Origin of the sequence: Ectothiorhodospira variabilis (assembly GCF_022227625.1) — a bacterium.
GTDB classification, from domain to species: Bacteria; Pseudomonadota; Gammaproteobacteria; order Ectothiorhodospirales; family Ectothiorhodospiraceae; genus Ectothiorhodospira; species Ectothiorhodospira haloalkaliphila.
This window is the reverse complement of sequence record NZ_JAJNAO010000003.1, coordinates 196,867-222,125: the sequence shown is the minus strand read 5'-3', so window position 1 is coordinate 222,125 and position 25,259 is coordinate 196,867. Positions and strand designations below refer to the sequence as shown.

Sequence of the window (25,259 nt, the reverse complement as noted above, 5' to 3'; positions counted from 1 at the left end):
CCCTCGATTCTCGCGGTGGCGCCCGGCGCGCCGCGATCAGACTGGATTGATACTGATGACCACCCAGCCCAGTAAGCAACTGGAAACCTTTGAAAACCCCAATAAAGCGCGTGATTATACCATTCGTATCCAGGTGCCGGAGTTCACTTGCCTGTGTCCCAAGACGGGTCAGCCAGACTTTGCTGAACTGCGTCTGGAGTATGTGCCCGATGAGCGCTGTGTGGAACTCAAATCGCTCAAGCTGTATGTGTGGTCCTTCCGGGACGAAGGTGCCTTTCACGAGGCGGTGACCAACCGCATCCTGGAGGATCTGGTGAAGGCGACTGCGCCCCGGTTCATGCGGCTGACGGCGGAGTTCAATGTGCGCGGCGGGGTATACACCACGGTGGTGGTGGAGCACCGGGATCCCCAGTGGGTGGCACCCGAGGAGGTGAAACTGCCCTGAGTGCGGGGGCCTCCTTGTCCGGATTTAACTGTGAGGCTCACACTCCCCCGAGGGTGACTTCCGGGGTGACAATCACCTGGGTTTAGTTTCGGAGGGTAGCCTCTTCGCGGGCGGCGGGTTCCTTACAGCGGGACGCCGTGAATACATCCCTGTAGGCTTGACCGCCGCTTCCATGCGGCGAACACCCGCTTACAGGAACCCGCCGCCCACGAAGAGGCGTTGAGATCGGGGCTTCCGGTTGCCGGCAAAAGATCCTGAGCCCCTCTCCCCGCCGGGGAGAGGGGTTGGGGTGAGGGGGAAGGGGCCACGACAGAAGCAGGAAACACACGAACATGGCACACACCTACTGTCATCTCGGCATCGACATGGGCACCTCGGGGTGTCGCGGGGTGGCCGTCTCGCCCGATGGGGCGATCCTGGCCAGGCATCATGTCGCGCTGGAAAACCCTGTTCGCCAAGGGCCGGCCGTGGAACAGGAGCCGGTCTTGTGGTGGAACGCCCTGCAAGAAGTGCTTGACGAGCTCGCGCAACGCTTGCCCTGCCCGCCCAACACCCTGGCGATTGATGGCACATCAGCCACCCTGCTACTGACCGATACCGAGGGCCGCCCTCTCGGGCCTGCAATGATGTACAACGACGCCCGGGCACGCCCGCAGGCCGACCGCATCGCCGCAGTGGCACCCAGTGACAGCGGTGCCCATGGGGCCAGTTCCAGCCTGGCCAAGCTCCTGTGGTGGCTGGAATACCACCCGGATCAGGCCGGGCGGGCCGCCCATGCCCTGCATCAAGCCGACTGGCTTGCCGGGTGCCTGACCGGCCGGTTTGGCCTGAGCGATGAGAACAACTGCCTCAAGCTGGGCTTCGACCCGGTTGAACGCGCCTGGCCAGCATGGCTGAACGCGATGGACTTACCGACCCATCTTCTCCCTCAGGTCTCACCGCCCGGCACCCCCCTGGCCCCCATCCGGCCCGACCTGGCCCGGCAACTGGGACTGCCGCGTGACCTTCAGATCATCGCCGGTACCACCGACAGCATCGCGGCCTTCCTGGCCACCGGCGCCGATCGCCCCGGCGAGGCGGTCACCTCCCTGGGCAGCACCCTGGCCATCAAGCTGCTCTCCGATCACCCCATCTTTGCCCCCCAATACGGGATCTACAGTCATCGTCTGCACGACCGCTGGCTGGTGGGCGGGGCCTCCAACAGCGGCGGGGCAGTGCTGCGTCAGCACTTTACCGATGAAGAGATGGCCGGGATGACGCCACAACTGCGGCCCGAACAGCCCACCGGCCTGGACTATTACCCCCTGCCTGGCGTAGGCGAGCGCTTTCCCGTCTGTGATCCGGCCATGGCGCCGAAGATCTCGCCCCGACCGGAGGATGATGTGATTTTCTTTCAGGGACTGCTGGAGGGGATCGCGACCATTGAGGCGCAGGGATATGCGCTTTTGAGGGAGTTGGGGGCGCCGGCTCTGACCTCCATCCGCACCGTGGGCGGCGGCGCAGGGAATCCGGCCTGGACCCGGATTCGGGAGGCCCGGTGTGGTGTGCCCATGGTGGCGGCGAGGGAGACGGAAGCCGCGTACGGGGCGGCGTTACTGGGGGTAGGCTGACACACCCGGGATCGTGCCCGCCGCGCCCCTCACCCCAACCCCTCTCCCCGCTGCTGACGCCGCCACAGCGCCGCATAGGCCCCGTTGGCGGCCAGCAGGGCGTCATGGGTGCCCTGCTCCACCACGCGCCCATGTTCCAGCACCAGGATGGTGTCCGCATCCTCCACCGTGGACAGCCGGTGGGCGATGGCCAGGGTGGTGCGTTCCCGGGCGATCTCCCGCAGGGCCCCCAGGATGGCCTGCTCGGAATGAGAATCCAGCGAGGATGTTGCCTCGTCCAGCACCAGGATGGGCGGATCCTTGAGGATCACCCGGGCAATGGCAATACGCTGCTTCTCGCCGCCGGACAGTTTCAGGCCCCGCTCACCCACCACCGTATCGTATCCCTCCGGCAACCGCTGGATGAACGCCTCCAGGTGGGCCAGCCGCGCCGCCCGGTGAACCTCCTCCGGGGTCGCATCGGGTCGCCCATAGGCGATGTTGTAGTAGATGGTATCGTTGAACAACACCGTATCCTGAGGCACCACCCCGATGGCCGCCCGCAGACTGTCCTGGGTGACCTCCCGGACATCCTGGCCGTGGATGGTGATGCGTCCCCTGTCCACATCGTAGAATCGGAACAACAGACGTGCGATGGTGGACTTGCCCGCACCACTGCTGCCCACCAGGGCCAGTTTGTGACCCGCCGGCACCCGAAAGCTCACCTCGTGCAGGATCTGCCGATCCGCCCCGTAGCCAAAGCTCACCTCATCGAAGGCCACCTCGCCCCCATCCGGCACCAACGGCCGGGCGTCCGGGCGATCCACCACCTGCGCTGGCTGATCCATGAGCCGGAACACCCGCTCGATGTTGATCAGGGATTCGCGGATCTCCCGGTACACGAAGCCCAGGAAATTCAGGGGTATGAACAACTGGATCATGTAAGCATTCACCATCACCAGATCACCGATGGTCATGCTGCCATCCGCCACCTGAGTGGCCGCCATCACCATCATCACCGTGATCGCACCGGCGATGATGAAAGCCTGCCCGGAGTTCAGGGCCGCCAGGGACAGACGGTTGTGCATCCGCGCCGTCTCCCAGGCCTCCAGATCCGTGTCGTAACGGCGGGCCTCATACCCTTCGTTGCCAAAATACTTCACCGTCTCGAAATTGAGCAGACTGTCCACCGCCCGAGTGTTGGAGCGGTTGTCCATCTGATTGGCCTGGCGCACGAAACGGTTACGCCATTCGGTCACCACCACCGAGAAAGCAATATAGATGGCCACCGCCACCACCACGGTGACCGCAAACCCGGGGCTCAGGAAGACGAACAGGATCACCGCCACCATGGCGATCTCCAGCAGGGTGGGCAGGATGTTGAACAGGGTGAAACGCAGGAGGAAACTGATGCCGGTGGTGCCACGCTCGATGTCCCGGGCCAGCCCCCCCGTGCGGCGGGACAGATGAAAACCCAGGTCCATGCGGTGCAGATGCTCGAACACCCGCAACGACACCCGGCGCATGGCGCGCTCCGCCACCCTTGCGAACACGGCGTCCCGCAATTCCGAGAAAAACACCGACCCGAAACGCAGCAACCCATAGGCCACCAGCAGGGCCACTGGCACCACCATCACGGCTGTCTCGGGAGAAGACTCGAAATGATCGACGATGTACTTCAGGGCCACCGGCACGGCCACATTGGCCAGTTTGGCCAGGGTGAGCAGGACCAGAGCCAGGATCACCCGCCCCCGGAACTCCATCAGGTAGGGGATCAGGCTGAGCAGGATACGCCAGTTCACCCGCTGATCCGAATAGGCGTAATCGGAACGGTATCTCACCGGGTCAACAGCGACTGCAGGCTCATGAAGGGCACCTCACGCGACCCCGCGTCGCGGGGCCTTCAGCACTTTTGAATAGATACTTATAATGAAAAACCGTAAAGCTTGTCAGGAAGCGAAGCATAGGGCAATAGCCAGGGGCCCTGATTCCTGGGCGCCCACGTGCCTTTTATCAATGAAATACTCAAAATAGCCCCCACGGCTGTTGTTTTAGACCACGCATGTCAATAGTCTGTCGCAAACCCCTCCCCCTTTCCCCACAGGTAGATCTGCATGACCTTCAGCCTGAATCAGCATGGCATCAGCGTGGCGAAAGTGCTGCGCAACCCCTCCCCCGCCGTTCTCTACGAAGAGGCCCTCGCCCACGAACACGGCACCGCCATCTCCTCCACGGGCGCCCTGATCGCCCGCTCCGGCGACAAGACCGGTCGCAGTCCCAAGGACAAGCGCGTGGTCTCCCACGATCATATCAATGATGACGTCTGGTGGGGTTCGGTCAACGTGGGCCTGGAAGCGGCCAGTTTCGATGCCCTGCGCACCCAGGCCGTGGATCACCTGAACACCTGTTCGCGACTCTATGTCATCGATGGATTCGCTGGATGGGATCCCCGCTACCGGGTGCGTATTCGTGTGATCTGCGAACGGGCCTATCATGCCCTGTTCATGCGCAACATGCTGATCCGCCCGAGCCAGGAAGAGCTGGAGAATTTCGGCGAGCCCGACTACGTGATCTACAACGCCGGACGCGCGTCGGCAGATACCAGCATCCTCGGCGTGAAGAACCCCACCAGCGTCAGCCTGTGCTTTGCCCGGGGTGAATTCGTCATTCTGGGCACCGAATACGCTGGGGAGATGAAGAAGGGCGTGTTCACCATCATGAATTACATCATGCCCAAGCAGGACGTGCTGTCCATGCACTGCTCCGCCAACGAAGGCACGGAAGGGGATGTTTCCATCTTCTTCGGCCTTTCAGGCACGGGCAAGACCACCCTTTCCGCCGACCCGGATCGCTATCTCATCGGTGATGACGAGCACTGCTGGTCCGACCAGGGCGTGTTCAACATCGAGGGCGGTTGCTACGCCAAGGCCATCAATCTGGACCCCAAGGCCGAACCGGAGATCTACAACGCCATCCGCTTTGGCGCCGTGCTGGAGAACGTGGTCTACGACAAGGACACCCGCGAGGTGAATTACGAAGACAGTTCCCTCACGGAGAATACCCGCTGCTCCTATCCGGTGGAATTCATCCCCAATACCAAGATCCCCTGCACCGGTGGACATCCGCGCAATCTGGTGTTTCTCACCTGCGACGCCTTCAGCGTGCTGCCGCCCGTCAGCCGCCTCACCCCTGCCCAGGCCATGTACCACTTCATCAGCGGCTACACCGCCAAGGTGGCCGGTACGGAAGTGGGCGTGACCGAGCCCGAAGCCACCTTCTCTGCCTGCTTCGGGGCGCCCTTCCTGGTATGGCATCCCACCCGCTATGCCGAACTGCTGGCGGAGCGCATCCGTGAGCACGACGTGCGCGTGTGGCTGGTGAACACCGGCTGGAGCGGGGGCCCCTATGGCGTGGGCAAGCGCATGAGCATCGCCCACACCCGCGCCATCATCGATGCCATTCACGATGGCTCACTGGAAAAGTCGGACACGGTGGAAGACCCCATCTTCGGCGTGCAGATCCCGACCACCTGCCCCAACGTGCCCGACGAGGTGCTGATCCCCTCCAACACCTGGGAAGACAAGCAGGCCTATCAGGACACGGCCGCGAAACTGGCCATGCTGTTCCACAACAACTTCAGGACCTATGAGGACCAGGCCAGCGAGGAGATCCGCCAGGCCGCCCCGCGCGTGCCGGAAAGCGTCGGGTAAAAAAGGGCCTCTCTCCCCGCAGGGGAGAGGGGCTTGCACGAGAGGGAAACGGAGACCTTGTCAGGGGCAGTCGAACGAGGCTTCCAGGAAGTCTTCCAGGCCCCTGACGTAATCCTCACCAGTGCGCATGAAGCCATCGTTGTGCCCGCCGCGCATCTCCAGCACCGACAAGGCCCGCGCACTCCCCGCTGCCTGCTTCAAACGCTCCAGATGGCCATGGGGCACGATCTCGTCGTCGCGGCTGTGGGCCAGCAACACCGGGGACCCCACCTGCTCCAGGGCACGGCGGGTGTCATACTCGAAGCGCAGCAGGGTGCGCACCGGCACCCAGGGGTAGAGATCGGCGCCCAGATCCGGGGCGCTGGTGAAGGCGGACTCCAGGATCAGCGCCCCCGGCTGCACCCGGGCGGCCGTGTGGGCGGCCACCGCCGCGCCCAGGGAGCGTCCGAACACCACCACTTCATCGGCGGCGTAGTCGCGCTCCTCCAGCAGGTGTTGCCAGCCGGCCAGGGCATCCAGATAGGTGCCCTCCTCCGTGGGGGAACCGGAACTCTTGCCATAGCCCCGGTAGTCCAGGATCAGCACCGAGAGCCCCAGCCGGTGGAAGATCTGCAGGGATTCCAGGCGATGGCTGATGTTGCCGGCGTTGCCATGCAGGAACAGCAGCACGGGTGCCCGGCATTCATCAGCCCCCGCCTCATTCCGATCCCCGGCGCCCTCCCGGGCCGGGATGAACCAGGCATGCAGGCGCTCACCGTCCTCGGTGTCCAGCCAGACTTCCTCGTAGGGCAGCCCCGCGTCCGAGGGTGAGCCGGCGTGGGCCGACAGGGGGATGTAGACCATCTGCCCCTGAGTGAAATACAGCATGCCCACGAAGGCCCCGTAGGCCCCCAACCCGATCAACACCACCATCATCAATGTACGCATGGTGGCCAGTGTACTCAGGCCGAACGCGGGGGCCAAGGCATCGGCAGGGGTCTCAGTCGAGCCATTGCCGCAGACGCTCCAGCGCCGCCTCCAGCACCGGGATATCACGGGTGTAGGCAAATCGCAGATGCTGACTGGCCCCGTGGCGGCCAAAGTCGATGCCCGGCGTGACCGCTACGCCCGCTTCCTCCAGCAGACGCTCGGCCAGCACAAAGCTGTCCTCGCCCCAGGCCGTGCTGTTGCCGTAGATGTAGAAGGCGCCTTCGGGCGTCACCGGCACCCGCAGACCCAGGGCGCGCAGGCCCGGCAGCAGCACGTCCCGGCGCTGACGGAAGGCCTCGCGGCGTGCCTCCAGGATCTCCCGGCAGGCCGGCGTGAAGGCTGCCAGAGCCGCGTGCTGGGCCGGGGTGGACGCGGCCAGGAACAGGTTCTGTGCCAGCTTGTCCAGTTCACGCACATAGGGTTCCGGCGCCACTACCCAGCCCAGACGCCAGCCGGTCATGCCGAAAAACTTGGAAAAGCTGTTGATCACGAACACCTGATTCGACAGACCCGCGGCCGTCATGGGCCGCTCCCCGTAGACCAGCCCCTGATAGATCTCATCCACGATCAGGTTGCCGCCCTGGGAACGGGCAAAGTCGATCATGGACTTGAGGCTGTGGGTGTCGGTGAGGGTGCCGGTAGGGTTGGAGGGGGTGGCCACCATGGCGGCGGCGGTACGCTCCGTCCAGGTATCGGCCAGATGATCCGGTGTGAGTTGATAGGCCGTATCCGGCCCCACGGAGACCCCCACTGGCTCCCCCTCCACGGCGCGCACAAAATGCCGGTTACAGGGATAGCCGGGATCGGCCATGATCACCTGGGCGCCCGGGTCCACCAGCACGCCCATCACCAGTAGCAGTGCCCCAGAGGCTCCCGGCGTGATCACGATACGCTCCGGGGGCACATGGGCCCCGTATTCATCCTGATAGAAACGGGCAATGGCCTCGCGCAGGGCGGGCAAGCCCGTGGCCGGGGTGTAATGCGTGTGACCATCGGCCAGGGCCTGACGACCCGCCTCGACGATGGGCGCCGGGGTGGGAAAATCCGGCTCACCGATCTCCAGGTGGATGATGTCCCGCCCCTGGGCCTCCAGACGCCTGGCCCGGGCCAGCAGGTCCATCACGTGAAAGGGCTGGATGTCCGCCATACGGCGGGCCACGGGCATGTTCGGGGTCATGGGTGGAGCTTAGCCTGCCTCGGGTCGCATGTGGGGGAAGAGCAGCACATCCCGGATGGAGGGGGAGTCGGTGAACAGCATCACCAGTCGATCGATGCCGATGCCCTCGCCCGCCGTGGGCGGCATGCCATGCTCCAGGGCGCGCAGATAGTCGGCATCGAAATGCATGGCCTCGTCGTCGCCGGCCTCCTTTTCCTGCACCTGCTGGCGGAAGCGCTCCGCCTGATCCTCGTAATCGTTGAGCTCGGAAAAGCCATTGGCGATCTCCCGCCCGCCCACGAAAAACTCGAAACGATCCGTCACGAAGGGATCGTCGTCATTGCGCCGGGCCAGGGGCGAGACTTCCGTGGGATAAGCGGTGATGAAAGTGGGATTCTGCAGACGCGATTCCGCCGTCTTTTCGAAGATCTCGATCCACACCTTGCCCAGACCGTAGCCATCCTTGAGGGGAATGCCCAGCCGCTCGGCCACGGCGCGGGCCCTCTGCTCGTCTTCCAGATCCGCGGCGGTCAGATCCGGGTTGTACTTGAGGATGGCCTCCTTGACGGTGAGGCGCTCGAAGGGCTGGCCGAAGTCGTAGGTCTCGCCCTGGTAGTTCACCGTGGTGGTGCCCAGCACCTCCTGGGTGAGGGTGCGCAGCAGGTCCTCGGTGAGGTCCATGAGCTCGTGATAAGTCACGTAGGCCTCATAGAACTCCAGCATGGTGAACTCGGGATTGTGCCGGGTGGACAGGCCCTCGTTGCGGAAATTGCGGTTGATTTCATACACCTTCTCGAAACCGCCCACCACCAGACGCTTGAGATACAGCTCCGGGGCAATGCGCAGGAACAGCTGCATGTCCAGGGCATTGTGGTGGGTGGCAAACGGCCGCGCCGTGGCCCCGCCGGGGATGGACTGCATCATGGGGGTTTCCACTTCCAGGAAGTCCCGCGCATTGAGGTAATTGCGGATGCTCTGGATGATGCGCGTGCGGGTGCGGAAGATCTCCCGCACCGGCTCGTTCATGATCAGATCCACATAGCGCTGGCGATAGCGGGTTTCCATATCCGACAGGCCATGAAACTTCTCCGGCAGCGGCCGCAGGGACTTGGTGAGCAAGCGCAGGCTGTCCACCTTCACGGAAAGCTCGCCGGTCTTGGTCTTGAACAGCGTGCCCTCGGCGCCCAGGATGTCACCCACGTCCCAGGCCTTGAACTCCTGATAACGCCCTTCGGGCAGTTCATCTCGCTGCACGAACAACTGAATGCGCCCGGACATGTCCAGCAATTGGGTAAAGCTCGCCTTGCCCATCACCCGCTTGGCCATCATGCGACCGGCCACGGCCACACGGATGGGATTGCTCTCGAACCATTCCGGCTCCCGCTCGCCATACTCGGCATGCAGCTCGCCGGCCATCACGTTGCGGCGAAAGTCATTGGGGAAGGCTGCGCCGTTGTCTTCGCGCAGCTTGCCCAGCTTCTCCCTGCGCTGGGCAATGAGCTTGTTCTCGTCCTGGGTGTGGTCGTTCATCAGTCTGCCAATGGATTGCTATGTAACGGGATGACGCGGCAACACTGCTCCGCGGAATAGGGGGCGAGCGGCATCAAAGGCCGCTCTTGAGGCTGGCCTCGATGAACTGGTCCAGATCCCCATCCAGCACCGCCTGGGTGTTGCCCACCTCAACGCCGGTGCGCAGGTCCTTGATACGGGATTGGTCCAGCACATAGGAGCGGATCTGGCTGCCCCAGCCGATGTCTGCCTTGCTGTCTTCCATGGCCTGCTTTTCCGCATTGCGCTTCTGCAGCTCCAGCTCATAGAGCTTGGCGCGTAGCTGGCTCATGGCAAAGTCCTTGTTCTTGTGCTGGGAACGACCGTTCTGACAGGCGGTGACCACACCGGTGGGCAAGTGGGTGATACGCACGGCGGATTCGGTGCGGTTCACGTGCTGACCCCCGGCGCCACTGGCCCGGTAGACGTCGATGCGCAGATCCGCCGGGTTGATCTCGATGTCGATGTCATCGCTCACCTCGGGGGATACGAACACGGAGGTGAAGGAGGTGTGGCGGCGGTTGCCCGAGTCGAAGGGGGACTTGCGCACCAGCCGGTGCACACCGGTCTCGGTGCGCAGCCAGCCGAAAGCATAGGGGCCCTCGAAACGCACCGTGGCACTCTTGATGCCGGCCACTTCACCGGCGGAGGCCTCCATGAGTTCGGTCTTGAAGCCGTGGCGCTCGCCCCAGCGCAGGTACATGCGCAGCAGCATCTCCGCCCAGTCCTGGGCCTCGGTGCCGCCGGAGCCGGCCTGGATCTCCAGGAAGGCGGCGGAGTCGTCCATCTCGCCGGAGAACATGCGCTGGAATTCCAGGCCGGCAACGGTGGACTCGTATTGATCCAGATCCGACTGGACGGACGCAACGGTGTCCTCGTCGCCCTCGGCCTGGGCCATCTCCAGCAATTCCTGGGCATCATCCAGGCCACCGCCGATGCGCTCCAGATTGTGGACGATGCCTTCCAGGTGGGAACGCTCCTTACCCAGGGCCTGGGCCTTGTCGGGGTCGTTCCAGATGTTGGGGTCTTCCAGTTCCCGGTTCACTTCCTCCAGGCGTTCGCGCTTGGTATCGAAGTCAAAGATACCCCCTCAGGGCATCCACACGCCCTTGCAGATCCTTGATGTGGGTAAATAGCGGGTTGAGTTCCAGCATGGAGCGGCCTTCCGACGGGTGTTTGGGAAAACCGCGGATTTTAACATGCTGGACGGGATGGTGCCCGCCGCGCCCTTCCGGGAAGAAGAAACCTGAGCCCCTCTCCCGCTGGCGGGAGAGGGGTTGGGGTGAGGGCCGAAAAGCGCTTGTCGCTCCTGCGATCAGCGGATGTAATCGAACAGGGTCAGGCGCGCCACCTGGGTGTACGACTGCTGCGCCGCCTGCAAACCCACCTGCTGCAGGTTGAAGCGGCTGATGGCCTCGGCATAGTCCAGGTCGCGGATCTCGGAGATGGTGGTCTCCAGCTGCAGGATCTGATCCCGGTTGAGGTTATCCTGGTTCTCCAGGGCATTGAGACGCGCACCCACGGTGGCACGGGTGTCCAGGACATGGCCCAGGGCGTTGTCCAGTTCGGACAGGCCACGGTTGATGGCGTTGTTCACCGGGGCGGTGCTGGTGCCCACTGGGGACTGCAGGGCGTCGATGATGTTCTGGACGCCGGCAAAGAGGCTTTGCGGCTTCGAGGGACGGATGGTGAACTCATCATCCACATTGGGAGTGCCCTTGATGTCGAAGCTGATGCCATTGAAGGCTATGGCCTCGCCACTCTTGAACGGCTCGTTGGTGGGCAGGGTGTCGAATGGGTCTCCTGCCAGCGCCGTGCCTGGGTCATTGCTATCAAAAGCCTTTACCGTGAAGGTCTCGCCATCGTCAGCAAATGTGACGCTGTAGCTCAATTCACCCGACACAGCATCCACCGCTTCCTGCCATGCCTTACGATCCACCACGCTGCCCGCGCTAATCACGCCAGAACCTTCATTTTCCTCGGGATCATTGTCAGGAAAGGTGGTGAACGTTCCATTCCCGTCCTTCAATGCTCCCGGTACACCCGCATCCCCAAACACCTGATTGCCCGGATCCCCCACCGCCATCTTGCGCACGGGGCTGATGTCCACCTGCCGGGCCTTATCATCCCCCTGATACTCCACCTCACCATCCTTCATGACAAAAGGCTGGGTCTGGGACTTGTAACCTGCGAACAGGTACTCTCCGTTGGCATCACGGGTGTTACCCAGATCGACCAGGGAGTTGAGCACCTGCTGCATTTCACCGGCGATGTAGCGCCGGGTTTCGTCGGTTTCCGTGGCGTTATTGGCTTTCACGGAGAGTTCGCGGATGCGCTGCAGGCCATCGCCCACGGAGGCCAGGGTGACCTCGGTGAGGCGCAGGCGCTGCTCGGCCAGGCCGCCGTTGCGCTGGAACTGTTTGGTCTGATCGATACGGCTCTCGAACTGCAGGGCCTGAACACTGCCACTGGGGTCGTCCGATGGCGATAGGATGCGGCGCCCGGTGCCCAGCTGGTTCTGGGTGCGAGAGATCTCGGCCTGCTGGCGCTGAATCACGTCGATGCCGTTCTGGAAAATCTGGCTGGTGGATATCCTCATGACTTAACGCCTCGCTACACCGATGAGGGTGTCAAACAGGGTGCTGGTCACGGCAATGACCTGCGCCGATGCCTGGTAGGCCTGCTGAAACCGCAGCAGGTTGGCTGCCTCCTCATCGAGATTCACCCCGGAGAGACTCTCCCGCTGGGCCTTGGCATCCGCCAGCAGCCGCGCCTGGGATTCGGCAGCCACCTGAGTCTGACGGGTCTGGGTGCCCACCTTGCCGATGAGGCCGTTGTAGGCATCCTCGATGGAGCTGCGACCATCATCCAGGTACTGGGTTCCCTGCACCTGCGCCAAGGCAAGGGCATTACGGTTATCGCCCAGCCCAAATGCATCGTTGCCCGTCAGCACTACGTCACCAGGGTCATCCGTAGACCTGACGACAATCTCTGCACCATCTGTCGTCGTGGCTCTCCACAGGTCAGAACCGTCTGGATCTTCAGAAAATCCGGTGAAGGTCAGGTCGTCCCCCGGCTGATATGTCGTACCCGGCGAAAAATGGAGCAGTTCCTGATCCTCAGCCAGATCATTAGAAAAAGCCTGGGCCGCCGCAAGCCGCTGAGGTTCGCGCACAGCCACTTCGATCCCCTGTGCAGCGGAGCGGGTGGGACGGATCAGAAAGTTGTCGCCCTCCTTAGCATCAGGCGGACCACCAGGCATTGCTATAACAAGCCCTTCCACCTTGACTTCTTCATTAACTCCATAACTACCTAACTTCTGACCATCCGACAGACGGGTCAGATTCCATTGACCGCTTTGAAATTGCAACCGATAGTCACTGGATTTCAGCTCCGACAGCCCGGCAGGATCAAAGCTCACATCCGGCTTGGAAACTTCAACGCCTCTTCCTGACAGCACCTCAGGCTCGGGCACTTTGAAAAAGTCCTGGCCCAGCTTCCCCTCGGCATCCAAACCCTGGGTATGCTGATTATTGAAGCCCACGGCAACGGCAACGGCGACCCTGCCCAATTCATTCTGAGCCTCGTCCAGCACCGAGCTGCGCAGCTCCAGAAGGCCGCCCAGCTTGCCGCCCGAGATCAGGTTGGTCACATTGGTCTTGTTGCCCCCTTGTGCACCAAAATTCACCTCCAGGGGCGCCCCCGGCGTCGGGCGGCTGGCAGACAACGGCGTGGCCTTGTTACCCAGCACCACACCCTGTCCACGACCAATGAAGACGTTCATGGAGCCATCGTCCTGAATCGTGGTTCTCACATCCACGAACCTGGACATTTCCAGCACCATCTGGTCCCGCTTGTCCAGCAGGTCATTGGGCGGCTGGCCGCGACCCTGGGCGGCCACGATCTGCTGATTCAGCTTGGCAATGGAATCGGCATAGCCATTGACCTCGTCCACCCCCGAGCCGATCTGGCCATCCACGATGGTCTGCTGATCCTTGAGCCGCTGATCCAGGAACTTGAAACGGTCCACCAGTGACTCCGCCTCCGAGATCAACACGGTGCGATTGGCACTGGAGGTGGGATCATTGGCCAGCTCCTGGGTGGCCGAGAAGAATTGCTGCAAGCCAGGGGACAAGCCCGCGGCCGGATCAGCCAGGAGGTTATCCACCCGGCTGATGAAATCTCGCTGCGTATTGTAATACTCGCTGCTGGTCGTGTTGTTGCGCAGCTGAGTCTGCACGAACTCGTCGTACATCCGCCTGACTGTGTTGACATCCACCCCCCGGCCCACATAGCCCGCCCCGGAAAACTGAGCCGGGCGCGTGCCCTGCTCCGTCCGCTGGCGACTGTAGCCCTCGGTATTGACGTTGGCGATGTTGTGGCCGGTGGTGTCCAGCGCACGCTGCGCCGCATTGAGCCCGGAGGTGGCGATACCAAAGAGTCCCGCACTCATGATGCCCTCCTGGCGGCAATCCGCAGTGTGAAGTGAATGGGGTGCATGAACATGATCGTTACCTCCTTCAGGATAGCGGCCGCTCGCCGCCAGACTTGAATCCGGCCAGGGTGTCGCTGAGCGTGCCGCGCCGCATGATGTTCAGAATCTTGTCTGCGTAGTCGGGGTCGGTGGCGTAACCTGCATCCTGCAAGCCGCGCACATACTGTTCCGGATCACCCGCAGCCTCCAGCGCATGCCGGTAGCGGGGGTTACTGCGCAGGAAATCCACATAGTCTTCAAAGCTCTCTGCCACGCTGCCATAAGAGCGGAACTGGGCCCGCTGCATCTCCGGGATGTCCTGCACGTATTCCAGGGTCTGCACCGTCACCCGATCCCCCTGCCAGCGACCATCGGCCTTGATGCCGAACAGGTTGTGGCTGCTGCGCCCGTCCCCATGCTGGATCACATGCTGCCCCCAGCCTGTTTCCAGGGCGGACTGGGCCACCAGCACCTCGGGGGCCACACCCAGTTCGGCGGCGGCCTGCTGTGCATGGGGCCAGACGTCACGGATGAACTCCTGCGGGGACCGGGGCGACCAGGAACCATCGCCGCCGGCCGGCCCTGCCTTACTCGTGCCCTGACCTGGTTTCATACCGTCAGCCTCCGGGGTATCGTGACGACCCATGGATGCAGCCGGTGCCGCCATGGCCGCCTCGATGGCGGCGCGCAGGGCGGGCACCCGATGCGTGGGCATTTGCAATTCCCGGTCGTCGTCGCGACGTGCCTCGGGGCCTGCCAACTGACGCGCCACCTGCTCACGCAGACCGATGCCCTCCCCCCGGGCCATATCCAGAGCCACCTGCTGATCAAACATGCCCTCGAACATGCGGGTCTGATCACTGCTGAGCAGGCCTTCCGCCGGCGCGGCGGCGCGCATGCTCTTGATCATCATCTGAATGAACAGGGCCTCGAACTGCCGCGCCACCTCATCGGCCGCCTCGGGCGACTGACTCTGCACACGCCCCCGCAACTCACTCAGACCTGCGATGTCGGTGTAGTTGAAGCTATCGGCAATGTAGGCGTTCATGGCAGCGCTCCCCGTCCCGGATCAGATGATGACCAACTGGGCCCGCAGGGCACCGGATTCACGCAGGGCTTCCAGAATGGACACCAGATCTCCCGGGGCAGCCCCCACCTCGTTGACCGCGCGCACGATCTCATCCAGGGTCACGCCGGGGTCGAACAGGAACATGCGGGCATCCTCCTGAATCACCTCAATGTCGGTCTGCGGGGTGACCACGGTCTCGCCGGCAGCCAACGGCGCAGGTTGCGTCACCTGCGGTCGTTCCGTGATGGTCACGATGAGGTTGCCGTGAGACACGGCAGCCGGGCTCACGCGCACATTGCTGCCGATCACCACCGTGCCGGTACGCGAGTTGACGATCACCTTGGCTGGCGGCTCTCCGGGCTGTACCCGCAGGTTCTCCAGCATGGAGATGAAGGTGACCCGCTGGCCTGGATCCTGAGGGGCACTCACCCGCACCGAGGAGCCGTCCACCGGATGGGCCGTGCCCGGACCCATGGTGTCGTTGATGACATCGCTGAGCCGGTTGGCAGTGGTGAAGTCGTGCCGATGCAGATTGAGCGTGACGTGATTGCCCCGGGCAAAACCGGATGGCACCTCCCGCTCCACCGTGGCCCCATTGGGAATGCGGCCCACACTGGGCACATTCACGGTCACCCGGGAGCCGTCGGCCCCTTCCACACCCAGCCCACCCACGGCCAGGTTTCCCTGGGCGATGGCGTAGGTGCGACCATCAGCGCCCTTCATGGGTGTCATGAGCAGACTGCCACCGCGCAGACTGCCGGCATTGCCGATGGAAGAAACGGTCACATCAATCGTCTGACCAGGCTTGGCAAAAGGAGGCAGGTCCGCATGCACCATGACAGCGGCCACGTTGCGCAGCTGTGGATTCACATTGGGCGGGATGGTCACACCCAACTGACCCAGCATGTTCTTGAGGCTTTGCACCGTGAAGGGGGCCTGGGTGGTCTGGTCACCCGAACCATCCAGACCCACCACCAGGCCGTAGCCGATGAGCTGGTTGCTGCGCACCCCATCCACCGAAGCCAGGTCCTTGACCCGATCAGCGGCGTCCACAGAGGCCGGCAGGATCAGGCCCAGGGACATCAACGCCAGGGCCCAGACGATCAGCAATGTGCGTATGGGTTTCATGATCGGATCTCCCCTAGAAGGGCCACACGGGGCTGTTGAAGAATCGCGTCAACCAACCGGGATTGTTGCTGTCCGCCAGCGTGCCCCTGCCGCCATAGGCCACCTGGGCATCGGCGATCTGGTTGGAGTTCACCGTGTTGTCGGCGCGGATATCCACCGGCCGCACTATGCCCCGCAGGCGGATGTATTCCTGGCCCTGGTTGATCTGCAGCCACTTTTCCCCCTGCACCACCAGATTGCCGTTGGGCAGGACCTCGGAGACCATCACCGTGATGGAGCCATCCAACTGGTTGCTCTGGGCCGAATCGCCCTCCCCCTCAAAGCTTCGGGAACCGCTCACGGAGGCATCCAGGATCGGCACACCACCGCGGGTGACCGGGCGACCCAGCACCGTGGGGTTATTCATGTTCACGTTGGAGTCCTTGCTGGTGGAGGTACTCGCGGACTTGCGAGCCTGAGTCCGCTCTGCCAGCACCACCGTGAGCACATCCCCCACCTGGCGGGCCTTGTAGTCGGCAAACAGGCCCTGGTTGGAGGCGGGCTGGAAGATGGCGCCGTTATTCTGTTCCGGTGGCAGCGGCTGGGGCGGTGTAATGGCGGTAAATTGCGCGTCATCACCGCGTTCCACCGGCGTCATGGTGGCGCAACCGCTCATCAACAAGGACAACAGAACCATGACCAGCCCCAGTCGCTGAAGACCGGGCCCACCTCTAATGCCATATTCTTTCGTGGATACCTGACTGTTCATGGCCTTGCCCCTTGATTACCGCGATACATCGACCTGGTTACAGATTCTGGTTGAGGAACTGCATCATCTGGTCGGAGGTGGAGATGGACTTGGAATTGATCTCGTAGGCCCGCTGGGTCTCGATCATGTTCACCAGTTCCTCGGCAATATTGACGTTGGAACTCTCCAGGGAGCCCTGCATGAGCCGACCCAGGCCGTCCTGGCCGGGGTTGCCCTGCTGGGGTGCACCACTGGCAGCGGTCTCCACGAACAGGTTCTGCCCCACCGGCTCCAGGCCGGCGGGATTCACGAAATCCGCCAACTGGATGTTGCCTACTTCCACCGGGGCTGCTTCCTCACCGGCCAGGGTGGCGCTGACGATGCCGTCCTGACTGATATGGATGCTCTTGGTGCCTTCGGGGATGAAAATGCCCGGCTGCAACTCATAACCATTGGACATCACCATCTGACCGTCGGCATTCAGCTGAAAGCTGCCATCCCGGGTGTAGGCCACGTTGCCCTCCGGGGTGAGGATCTCGAAGAATCCCCGCCCCTGGATGGAAACATCCAGAGCGTTGTCCGTCTGGGTGTGGTTGCCCTGGGTGAAGATCTTGTCGGTGGCCACGGTGCGCACCCCCACCCCTGTCATCAGTCCCGTGGGCAACTGGTTGTTCTGGGCCTCCTGGGCACCGGGTTGGCGGATGGTCTGATAGATCAGATCCTCGAACGAGGCACGCCCCTTCTTGAAGGCCGTGGTATTCACGTTGGCCAGGTTGTTGGACACCACATTCATGCGGGTCTGCTGAGCATCCAGGCCAGTCTTTGAAATCCAGAGTGCTTGATTCATGACGAGAGTCTCCTGGCTGGGCCTTAGGAGATGCGCAGCAGTTGTGCACTGCTACGATCCAGTTCTTCGGCGGTCTTCATGAGTTTCACCTGTGTCTCGAAGTTACGAGACAACTCGATCATGTTGACCATGGCTTCCACCGTGTTCACATTGCTGCCTTCCAGCATCCCGGACTGCAGCCTCACCTGGGCATCCGCCGGCTCAATGGCACCGTCGGCGCGACGGAACAGGCCATCCTCCCCGCGCTCCAGATCCTGACCATTCGGGTTCACCAGCTTCACGCGGCCCACTTCGGCCAGGACATTGGGTTCCTGTCCCAGCGGACGCACACTGATGGTGCCGTCGCCGCCGATCAGGATGGTCTCGGATGGTGGAATGGCGATGGGCCCGTCATCCCCCAGGACCGGTCGCCCATCTGCGGTGGTCAACAGGCCCACGGCATCCACCTGCAGATTACCGGCCCGGGTAAAGGCCTCATTGCCATCCACCCCCTGCACCGCGATCCAGCCGTCGCCCTGCACAGCCACGTCCAGGTCGCGACCGGTGGAGATCTGCGGCCCGTGGGCAAAATCGGCGCGCATGGATTCCAGCTGGACGTAATCCCGGCTGTCGTACACCGGGCCGCGCATGGGGTGATTGATGAACGCCTCCAGGTTCTTCTTGAAACCGGTGGTGCTGGCATTGGCCAGGTTGTGGCTGTTCACCTCCTGGGAATGCGCCGCCTCCCGGGCACCGGTCATGGCGATGTAGAGCATGCGGTCCATGATGAGGCCTTACCCTTTCCGTTTACCGGAGGTTGATGATGGTCTGGGTGATGGTGTCGGCGGTGCTGATCACCTGGGCATTCGCCTGGAAATTCCGCTGGGCGGTGATCAGGTTGACCAGTTGTTCGGCGATATTGACGTTGGAGTTTTCGAAGGCACCGCCTTGAATCAGGCCGAAACCTGTCTCGCCAGCGCCGCCCATCAAGGCTTGACCGGATGAAGAGGTTTCCACCCAATTGGTACCGCCCACCGGCTGCAAGCCCTGCGGGTTATCGAAATTGGCGATGGCCACTTGGCCCAACGAGCGGTTGACACCGTTGGTGAATCTCGCGAAGACGGTGCCATCGGAGTCCACATCCACATCAATGAGCTGCCCAGGAGCAAACCCGTCTTGATTCAGACGACTGACGCCGAAGCGATCGCCATAGAGGGTGGTTTCGGTGAAATCAACATTGATGTTCAGCGGTTCTGCTGCCCCATTCTCCGGATCAAAACTTATTTCGAGGGGAGTACTCGCATCTAAATCCAATGTTCCTTCCGGAGTAAAAACAAGCTCACCCGCCGTTGCACCATCACCATCTATACCATCTATGGGCTGGTCGCCCTTGAAGGCGCGGACAGCCCACTCGCTATCACCAGTGCGCTGAAAAAACAAAGACACCGTATGCTCTCCCCCCCGGGAATCATAAACAGTCAGGGAGGTGGACTCGTTGTACGTGTCTGGTTCGCTGGGTTCAATGTCAACGGATGGATCGTTGTCAGGGTCAGGTGGGATGGTAGGTGCAGCCGCACTAAGATTCATCAAAGCCTCAATCTCGGAGGTAGCGCGCGGCTCTGCTTCTCCTGTGGTCACACGAATTTCATTCAACTCGCCACTTCGTACCCCGGGGGGATATCCCATCAAATTCTGCCCGGCGGAATTGACAATAAAGCCATCCTTATCGACCAGAAACTGCCCTGCGCGGGTGTACTCACGGACGTCGTCACGCTCGACCACGAAAAAACCGCGACCATTCAGGGCAAGGTCCAGATTGTTGTCGGTAAACTCAAGATCTCCCTGATTGAACTGCTGAGAGACAGCCGCCAGATTCACACCGCTGCCGGTGGCCAGACGCGACACCCCGGTGTATGACAAGGCAAACACGTCGGCAAACTCCGCCCGGGAGCCTTTGAAGCCGGCGGTGGATGAGTTGGAAATATTGTGCCCGGTCACCTCCAGATCTTTGGAGGCCGCGTTGATTCCGGTGAGTCCTATGTTGAAAGACGGCATGATCTAACCCTCAAGTTGTTTGTGCTTCACTGGCCGCAGGCCCTAGCCAATGCGTCGTACCTGGGAGAAATCCATCTCCCCGAAACCTTCAATCTGCAGTTTGATGCCGCCGTTTCTCTGATCCGTGCGCACACTCTCCACACGTGCGTTCAACAGCAATTCAGGCTGCTCACTGCTGCCATCCCGCACCGCATTGGCACGAAATTCATACACACCCGGCGGTGCCCGCTCTCCCTGGTCCGTCATGCCATCCCAATGGAATGACTGCATGCCCGAGGCCTGAGCCCCCATGGGTATGCGCCTGACCAGCGCCCCGGCCGCATCATAGATTCCCACGGTCACATTCTCGGCAGAGGACTTGAGGTCCAGCGCGCCACGCACGCCCCCCTCGTGACCCATTGCTGCCATATCCACCGGCACCAGCACCTCCCGATCCACCAGACTCGCCGCCTGCAGGGTCTGGGACGACTGAACCGACTTGGCGATGCTCTCGAAAGACTTCTGCAACTCACCGATGCCGTTCACCGTGCCGAACTGGGCGATCTGCCCCAGAAAGTCACCGTTCTCCATGGGTTCGAAGGGGTCCTGATTCTGCAGCTGGGTGATCATGAGCTTGAAGAACTCCTCCTGCCCCAACTCGTCACGCTTGCCCGTGTTCGCCTTACTGGAGTTTGTCGACGCCAGCCCCAGGCCCTCCAGCATGTTCAAATCAACGCTCATGGCTCATACCTCCTCAGCCCTGCCCCAACTGCAGCGTGCGCAATAGCAACTGCTTGGTGGTGTTCATCACTTCCACATTGTTCTCGTAACTGCGCGAAGCCGAGATCATGTTGGCCATCTCATCCACCATGTTCACGTTGGGCATGAATACATACCCATCCTCGTTGGCCTGAGGATGATGGGGTTCATACTTCACCCGCGCAGGCGCATCGCTCTCGACGATGTCCATCACGCGAACGGGCATGGTGGAGTTGTTGCCTGGATTGAGTTGATCCATCACCGTCTGGAACACCGGCTGCTTGGAGCGGTAGGCCCCTTCCTCGGTGGTGCTGGCCACCTGGGCATTGGCCATGTTGCTGGCAATGGTGTTGAGCCTCACGGACTGGGCGCTTAGCGCCGAGCCGGATACATCAAAGACCTTGAACATGTTGCTCATGATTCAATTCCCCCGGCCTACTCGCCGCCCCGGAAGGCGTTGCGCAGACCCGTAAACTTGTCACCCAGAAAATCCAGGCTCGCCTGGTATTGAACAGCGTTCTCGGCAAAGGCTGCCTGCTCCAGCTGCGGATCCACCGTATTGCCATCCAGGGAGGGTTGGTTGGGCACCCGGTACATGGCCTCGCCCATGCCGCCCGCACCGCCCGTTGCATCCAGGTGAGCCGCGTGGGTGCGACGCATGGACAACTGATCCGGTTGGTGCTGTTGCTTGAGCACCTGGCGGAAGTCCAGATCGCGGGCCTTGTAGTTGGGGGTGTCGGCATTGGCGATATTGGATGCAAGCAGCTCCATGCGCCTTGAACGCACCTGTAGCGCTGCATCGTGAATACCCAGGGCGTTATCAAATGAGAGCGGCATGATCTTCGACCTCAAGAAAATCTCTTGTCAGTCGAAATGCAATCCGCGTGCCATACGCGAATTTGGATTCGCTTCAGATACTTGGAGGGAGGGAAAAACCAGAAAGAGAGGGCAATCCGGCAACAACCCGCCGTTGGGAGCCGTTGCGAAGCAAGCAGAGTCGAAAGTTTGACGCTACGGGGAGATCACTTCTTCAGGCGATACACCACACCGGGGTTGCAACGCACCATCTCGAAGGCATCGGAATAATTGGCCATGGACTCCGAGGCCCCCAGAAACAGGTAGCCACCCGGATTGAGGATCTGGGAGATGCGCTTGAGGATGGTCCGCTTGGACTCCAGAGAGAAGTAGATCAGCACGTTACGACAGAAGACGATATCAAACCGACCCATGGTGCTGTAGTTGTCCAGGAGATTGAACTCCCGGTAGCTGACGCGGGCCTTGATGTCCGGCTTCACTTCCCAGCGATCGCCTTTTTGAATGAAGAACCGATTACGACGATCAAGCGACAGCCCCCGGGCCACGGCCAGGGAGTCGTAGCTGGCCTCCTTGGCCTCGCGCAGCACAGCACCGGAGATGTCCGTACCCAGGATCTGCACGTCCCGGAGACTACCGGGCCGCGACTGCAGGTACTCGCTGGTGGCCATGCTGATGGAATAGGGCTCCTGGCCGGAGGAACAGGCGGCGCACCAGATGCGCACCGTGGAGCCCGGGGATTTCTTGGCCAGTTCCGGGTAGATCTGATTCTTCAGGATCTCGAAGGGGAAGACATCACGAAACCAGTAGGTTTCGTTGGTCGTCATGGCCTCGATCACCCGCTCGCGCAAGCCTGAGCGGCCCCCGCGCTTGAGGAGCTTGAGCAATTCACTGACCGAGGAGACCGAGAACTCCTTCATCAACCGGGACAACCGGCTGGTTACCAGATAATGCTTGTTGTCTCCCAGTACAAGTCCGCAGGACCGCTCAAGAAAGATCTTGAAGTCCTCGTAATCCTGGGGTTCGATCGGGCCTGATGACAAGATTCTGGTGCTTCCCGGTTAATGGATTTTGCCTGCCTCCGGCCATGAACCGGAACGCGCATTATACCCGCAAAACAAGCCCACAGGCGGCAACGGGTTGCCGCCTGTGGCATTCCCCTGCCCTGCCCCCCCCCCCGTTATTGACCGACCTCTTCGGGCTGCAGGTGGCTGAGCACCGCCTCGGCCAGTTCGTCCGGGCTGAACTTGGGCAGAAATCGATTGGCCCCCGCCTGACGCACCATGGCCTCGTTGAAGGTACCACTCAGGGAGGAATGTAACAGGACGTACAGTCCCGACAACTCCGGCAGCTGACGGATCTCCGAAGATAAGGTGTACCCGTCCATGACGGGCATCTCGATATCCGAGATCACCATGCCGATCTGCTCATCGATGGGGCCCTCCCGTGCCATGTCCTTGAGCTTGTTGAGGGCCTGCTGACCGTCATTGGCCACAATGGCCTCGACACCGATCTGGGTAAGGGCGCGCACGATCTGCTTGCGGGCTACCGAAGAATCGTCGGCCACCAGGGCACGGCGCACCCGCCCACCCTCGCGGATGTTACGGGACAGGGCTTCGTCCACATCCCTGGAAGGACCAGTGACCATCTCCAGGACCTTTTCCACGTCGATGATTTCCACCAGGCGGTCTTCCACCTGGGTGACAGCCGTCAAAAAGCTGTCCTTGTGCGTGCCCCGCGGCGGCGGCCGGATCTGATCCCAGTTGAGATTGATGATGCGATCCACCGAGGCCACCAGCAGGCCCTGTACCGAGCGGTTGAACTCGGTGAGGATGACAAAGGCCTTCTGCTCGTGTTCCGGCGCTGCCATGCCGATGGCGTTGGCCAGGTCCACCACCGAGACGGTCTGCCCTCGCAGGGTGGCCACGCCGCGCACCACCGAATGGGCGCTGGGCATGCGATTGAGGGGTGGGCAGGCGATCACCTCACGCACCTTGAAGACGTTGATGGCAAACATCTGTCGCGTACCCAGGGAGAACAGCAACAACTCAAGGCGGTTCTGCCCCACCATCTGGGTACGCCGATTGACACCATCCATCAAGTCGCTCATGGGCCCCTCCTGCGGAACACCCGGGGATAAACATGGCCAGTCGACCGGGTTATCGGCGGTCTGGGGCAATCCTTGATACCTGATCTGGCACCGGGATTGCATCCTCTTGACACCAATAGCCCCCGGCGCCGGAATCCCGGCAACGATTGCGCGGATCACGATTATGAACCAACTCATACATATCTGTCTCATACCCCGGGCTCATGGCCCCCGCTCCGTTCATGGACGCCGTGGGTGGAGAGGGTCAGTCCTGTCGTGCCTGGCCCTGTGCGCACTGGCACTGCCGCCCACAGCCCTGAGCTCGGAGGTTGAACCGCACGGCAACATTCTCAAGGCAGCCCGGGAGTTTCTCACCGAGCAGGCACGACAGCATCATGGCGACGCCCTTGAGGTGCGCGTAGTCCCGGGACGACTTGACCCGCGACTCCGGCTGCGGGCCTGCGGCGCCCCTCTGGAAGCCCAACTTCCGCCCGGGGGGCGCATGGTGGGCAACACCACCGTGGGCGTGCGCTGCCCCGGCCCCGCGCCCTGGAGCCTGTATGTACCGATGCAGATCAACCTGCGTGGCGAGGTCGTGGTTCTTGACCGTTCCCTGCCCCGCGGCACTGTACTATCCTCCAATGATATAAGACTGGAGCATCGGGAACTCAACAGCCTGCACAGCGGCTACCTGGTGGACCCGGAAGGCGCCCAGAACATGGTGCTACGACGCGCCCTGAGCGGTGGTACGGTGCTTACACCCCACATGGTGGAGCCGCAACGCCTTGTGCATCGGGGTGAGCGCGTCACCCTGATCTCGGAAAATTCGGTGGTCTCTGTACGCATGGCCGGTGAGGCCATGGCAGACGGCTCCTACGGAGACCGGGTGCGAGTCCGCAACCTGTCATCCAAACGCATCGTCGAGGGCCGGGTACTTTCTGCCGGGGTGGTGGGTGTTAATATGTGACACCCGACACATAATACGGGTTAAAGAATTCCCAGGATGAGCCGATAAAAGGACCATGAGAGGCGATGTCTGTATGTGCGAGGAATGGATATGTCCATCGAAATCAAGAATCTAAGCCAGCCGCAGGCGCGGGGTGCCGGTGACAGCCGCGGCACGTCCGAAAGTGCCCGTGGCGGCAAGGGGAGCGGTCAAGCTCCGAGCCCGGCCGATAACACGGCCGACAAGATCACCCTCACCGGGGCCGCAAAACGCCTCAGTGACCTGGAGCAGACTGCGGCTTCCCAGCCGCAGGTGGATGAGCAGCGCGTGGCTGAGCTGCGCCAGGCCATCCAGGATGGAAGCTACCAGGTGAATGCGCAGGCCGTGGCAGAAGGGCTCATGAAGTCGGAAACCCTGTTCTGATCCCATGAACCACACCCCCTTCCCCGAGCACCTGGACCAGATACTCAGTCAGTCCGTGCGTGAGGCCACCAGCCTGGAATCGGCCTTGCAGCGCGAGGGCGCGGCCCTGGCGTCTCGTGACCTGGACGAACTGAATGCGGCCGTGGCTGACAAACAAAGCCGCGTACAGGCACTGGAAGCGCTGACGCGTCAACAAACGGAACTGCTGCAGCGGGAAGGCTATGAAACCAATGCCCACGGCATGGACTGTGTGCTGCGCGACTGGGACGAAGAGGGCGTGCTACGCCCCGTCTGGGATCGCCTGGTGGAAGTCATGTCCCATTGCCATCGCCTGAATCAAGTGAATGGCGGTGTGGTGGAAACCAGCCGACGCCGTGTGGACCAGGCACTGCACATCCTGCGCGGTGAAGAATCCCGCACCGAACTCTACGACACCCGCGGTCGCGCCTTCTCGGCAAGCTCATCCCGCCCGATCACCAAAGCCTGACCTCGCGCATCACTCGGCGGCGATTCCCGACCGCCATGTATCCCACACTGTGCTAACCTTATATTGA

24 protein-coding genes are annotated in these 25,259 nt (G+C 62.0%); 6 read left to right on the top strand and 18 right to left on the bottom strand.

Features of this window, described 5'->3' with window-relative positions; all coding sequences use genetic code 11:
* Positions 1-55 precede the first annotated feature (55 nt).
* The gene (gene queF, locus LPW30_RS05845; RefSeq protein WP_025282048.1) at positions 56-445 is read left to right on the top strand and encodes a preQ(1) synthase; all 390 of its coding nucleotides are present in this window, start codon (positions 56-58) and stop codon (positions 443-445) included.
* Between the two features lie 332 nt (positions 446-777).
* Entirely contained in the window at positions 778-2,055 is a 1,278-nt protein-coding gene (locus LPW30_RS05840) for an FGGY-family carbohydrate kinase (protein ID WP_239680312.1), read from the top strand.
* 29 nt (positions 2,056-2,084) lie between these two features.
* On the opposite strand, the gene LPW30_RS05835 is transcribed toward LPW30_RS05840, so the two are convergent.
* Positions 2,085-3,875 (bottom strand): ABCB family ABC transporter ATP-binding protein/permease, encoded by a 1,791-nt coding sequence (locus LPW30_RS05835; protein WP_025282050.1) that lies wholly within the window; start codon positions 3,873-3,875, stop codon positions 2,085-2,087.
* Between the two features lie 273 nt (positions 3,876-4,148).
* On the opposite strand from LPW30_RS05835, the gene pckA reads away from it, so the two are divergent.
* Complete coding sequence (pckA, locus tag LPW30_RS05830) at positions 4,149-5,744, top strand: phosphoenolpyruvate carboxykinase (ATP) (protein WP_239680311.1); 1,596 nt, start codon at positions 4,149-4,151, stop codon at positions 5,742-5,744.
* 60 nt (positions 5,745-5,804) lie between these two features.
* Here pckA and LPW30_RS05825 read toward each other — a convergent pair whose 3' ends face one another.
* From LPW30_RS05825 to LPW30_RS05745, 17 genes are all read right to left on the bottom strand, one after another.
* Positions 5,805-6,671: an alpha/beta hydrolase gene (locus LPW30_RS05825; RefSeq protein ID WP_239680310.1), complete on the bottom strand. Its 867-nt coding sequence runs from the start codon at positions 6,669-6,671 to the stop codon at positions 5,805-5,807.
* Positions 6,672-6,723: 52 nt separating this feature from the next.
* The gene (locus LPW30_RS05820) at positions 6,724-7,890 is read right to left on the bottom strand and encodes a pyridoxal phosphate-dependent aminotransferase (RefSeq protein ID WP_238624451.1); all 1,167 of its coding nucleotides are present in this window, start codon (positions 7,888-7,890) and stop codon (positions 6,724-6,726) included.
* Positions 7,891-7,899: 9 nt separating this feature from the next.
* The gene (gene lysS / locus LPW30_RS05815; protein ID WP_025282054.1) at positions 7,900-9,399 is read right to left on the bottom strand and encodes a lysine--tRNA ligase; all 1,500 of its coding nucleotides are present in this window, start codon (positions 9,397-9,399) and stop codon (positions 7,900-7,902) included.
* 73 nt (positions 9,400-9,472) lie between these two features.
* Positions 9,473-10,571, bottom strand: a protein-coding gene (gene prfB, locus LPW30_RS05810; protein WP_128571921.1) for a peptide chain release factor 2 whose coding sequence is annotated in 2 segments (ribosomal slippage) — positions 9,473-10,495 and positions 10,497-10,571 — 1,098 coding nt in all. Because the reading frame shifts where the segments join, the coding sequence is not laid out codon by codon here.
* Between the two features lie 161 nt (positions 10,572-10,732).
* Complete coding sequence (flgL, locus tag LPW30_RS05805; protein WP_239680309.1) at positions 10,733-12,016, bottom strand: flagellar hook-associated protein FlgL; 1,284 nt, start codon at positions 12,014-12,016, stop codon at positions 10,733-10,735.
* 3 nt (positions 12,017-12,019) lie between these two features.
* On the bottom strand, positions 12,020-13,870 hold the full coding sequence (gene flgK / locus LPW30_RS05800) for a flagellar hook-associated protein FlgK (protein ID WP_239680308.1): 1,851 nt from the start codon (positions 13,868-13,870) through the stop codon (positions 12,020-12,022).
* 67 nt (positions 13,871-13,937) lie between these two features.
* On the bottom strand, positions 13,938-14,939 hold the full coding sequence (flgJ, locus tag LPW30_RS05795) for a flagellar assembly peptidoglycan hydrolase FlgJ (protein WP_025282058.1): 1,002 nt from the start codon (positions 14,937-14,939) through the stop codon (positions 13,938-13,940).
* A 21-nt stretch (positions 14,940-14,960) separates the two neighbouring features.
* The gene (locus tag LPW30_RS05790; protein ID WP_239680363.1) at positions 14,961-16,043 is read right to left on the bottom strand and encodes a flagellar basal body P-ring protein FlgI; all 1,083 of its coding nucleotides are present in this window, start codon (positions 16,041-16,043) and stop codon (positions 14,961-14,963) included.
* Between the two features lie 58 nt (positions 16,044-16,101).
* Positions 16,102-16,764 carry a flagellar basal body L-ring protein FlgH gene (gene flgH / locus LPW30_RS05785; protein ID WP_051582592.1) on the bottom strand — a complete coding sequence of 221 codons (663 nt, stop codon included), beginning with the start codon at positions 16,762-16,764 and terminating at the stop codon, positions 16,102-16,104.
* Between the two features lie 109 nt (positions 16,765-16,873).
* Positions 16,874-17,662, bottom strand: a complete 789-nt coding sequence (flgG, locus tag LPW30_RS05780; RefSeq protein WP_025282061.1) for a flagellar basal-body rod protein FlgG — start codon at positions 17,660-17,662, stop codon at positions 16,874-16,876.
* 23 nt (positions 17,663-17,685) lie between these two features.
* Complete coding sequence (locus tag LPW30_RS05775; protein ID WP_025282062.1) at positions 17,686-18,426, bottom strand: flagellar basal body rod protein FlgF; 741 nt, start codon at positions 18,424-18,426, stop codon at positions 17,686-17,688.
* Positions 18,427-18,448: 22 nt separating this feature from the next.
* A complete protein-coding gene (gene flgE, locus LPW30_RS05770; RefSeq protein ID WP_239680307.1) occupies positions 18,449-19,696 on the bottom strand; it encodes a flagellar hook protein FlgE in 1,248 nt (415 codons plus the stop codon).
* 42 nt (positions 19,697-19,738) lie between these two features.
* Entirely contained in the window at positions 19,739-20,416 is a 678-nt protein-coding gene (locus tag LPW30_RS05765; RefSeq protein WP_156500001.1) for a flagellar hook assembly protein FlgD, read from the bottom strand.
* A gap of 13 nt (positions 20,417-20,429) precedes the next feature.
* Entirely contained in the window at positions 20,430-20,852 is a 423-nt protein-coding gene (gene flgC, locus LPW30_RS05760) for a flagellar basal body rod protein FlgC (RefSeq protein WP_025282065.1), read from the bottom strand.
* 17 nt (positions 20,853-20,869) lie between these two features.
* Positions 20,870-21,271: a flagellar basal body rod protein FlgB gene (flgB, locus tag LPW30_RS05755; RefSeq protein WP_029762530.1), complete on the bottom strand. Its 402-nt coding sequence runs from the start codon at positions 21,269-21,271 to the stop codon at positions 20,870-20,872.
* Between the two features lie 185 nt (positions 21,272-21,456).
* Positions 21,457-22,293 (bottom strand): CheR family methyltransferase, encoded by an 837-nt coding sequence (locus tag LPW30_RS05750; protein WP_275260075.1) that lies wholly within the window; start codon positions 22,291-22,293, stop codon positions 21,457-21,459.
* 134 nt (positions 22,294-22,427) lie between these two features.
* Positions 22,428-23,357 carry a chemotaxis protein gene (locus LPW30_RS05745; protein WP_025282068.1) on the bottom strand — a complete coding sequence of 310 codons (930 nt, stop codon included), beginning with the start codon at positions 23,355-23,357 and terminating at the stop codon, positions 22,428-22,430.
* A 163-nt stretch (positions 23,358-23,520) separates the two neighbouring features.
* On the opposite strand from LPW30_RS05745, the gene flgA reads away from it, so the two are divergent.
* The 3 genes from flgA to LPW30_RS05730 all read left to right on the top strand — a co-directional run bounded on the left by flgA (position 23,521) and on the right by LPW30_RS05730 (position 25,192).
* Positions 23,521-24,303, top strand: coding sequence for a flagellar basal body P-ring formation chaperone FlgA (gene flgA / locus LPW30_RS05740; protein WP_239680306.1), 783 nt, complete (start codon positions 23,521-23,523; stop codon positions 24,301-24,303).
* A 90-nt stretch (positions 24,304-24,393) separates the two neighbouring features.
* The gene (flgM, locus tag LPW30_RS05735; protein WP_025282070.1) at positions 24,394-24,705 is read left to right on the top strand and encodes a flagellar biosynthesis anti-sigma factor FlgM; all 312 of its coding nucleotides are present in this window, start codon (positions 24,394-24,396) and stop codon (positions 24,703-24,705) included.
* Positions 24,706-24,709: 4 nt separating this feature from the next.
* Positions 24,710-25,192 (top strand): flagella synthesis protein FlgN, encoded by a 483-nt coding sequence (locus tag LPW30_RS05730; protein ID WP_025282071.1) that lies wholly within the window; start codon positions 24,710-24,712, stop codon positions 25,190-25,192.
* Positions 25,193-25,259 lie beyond the last annotated feature (67 nt).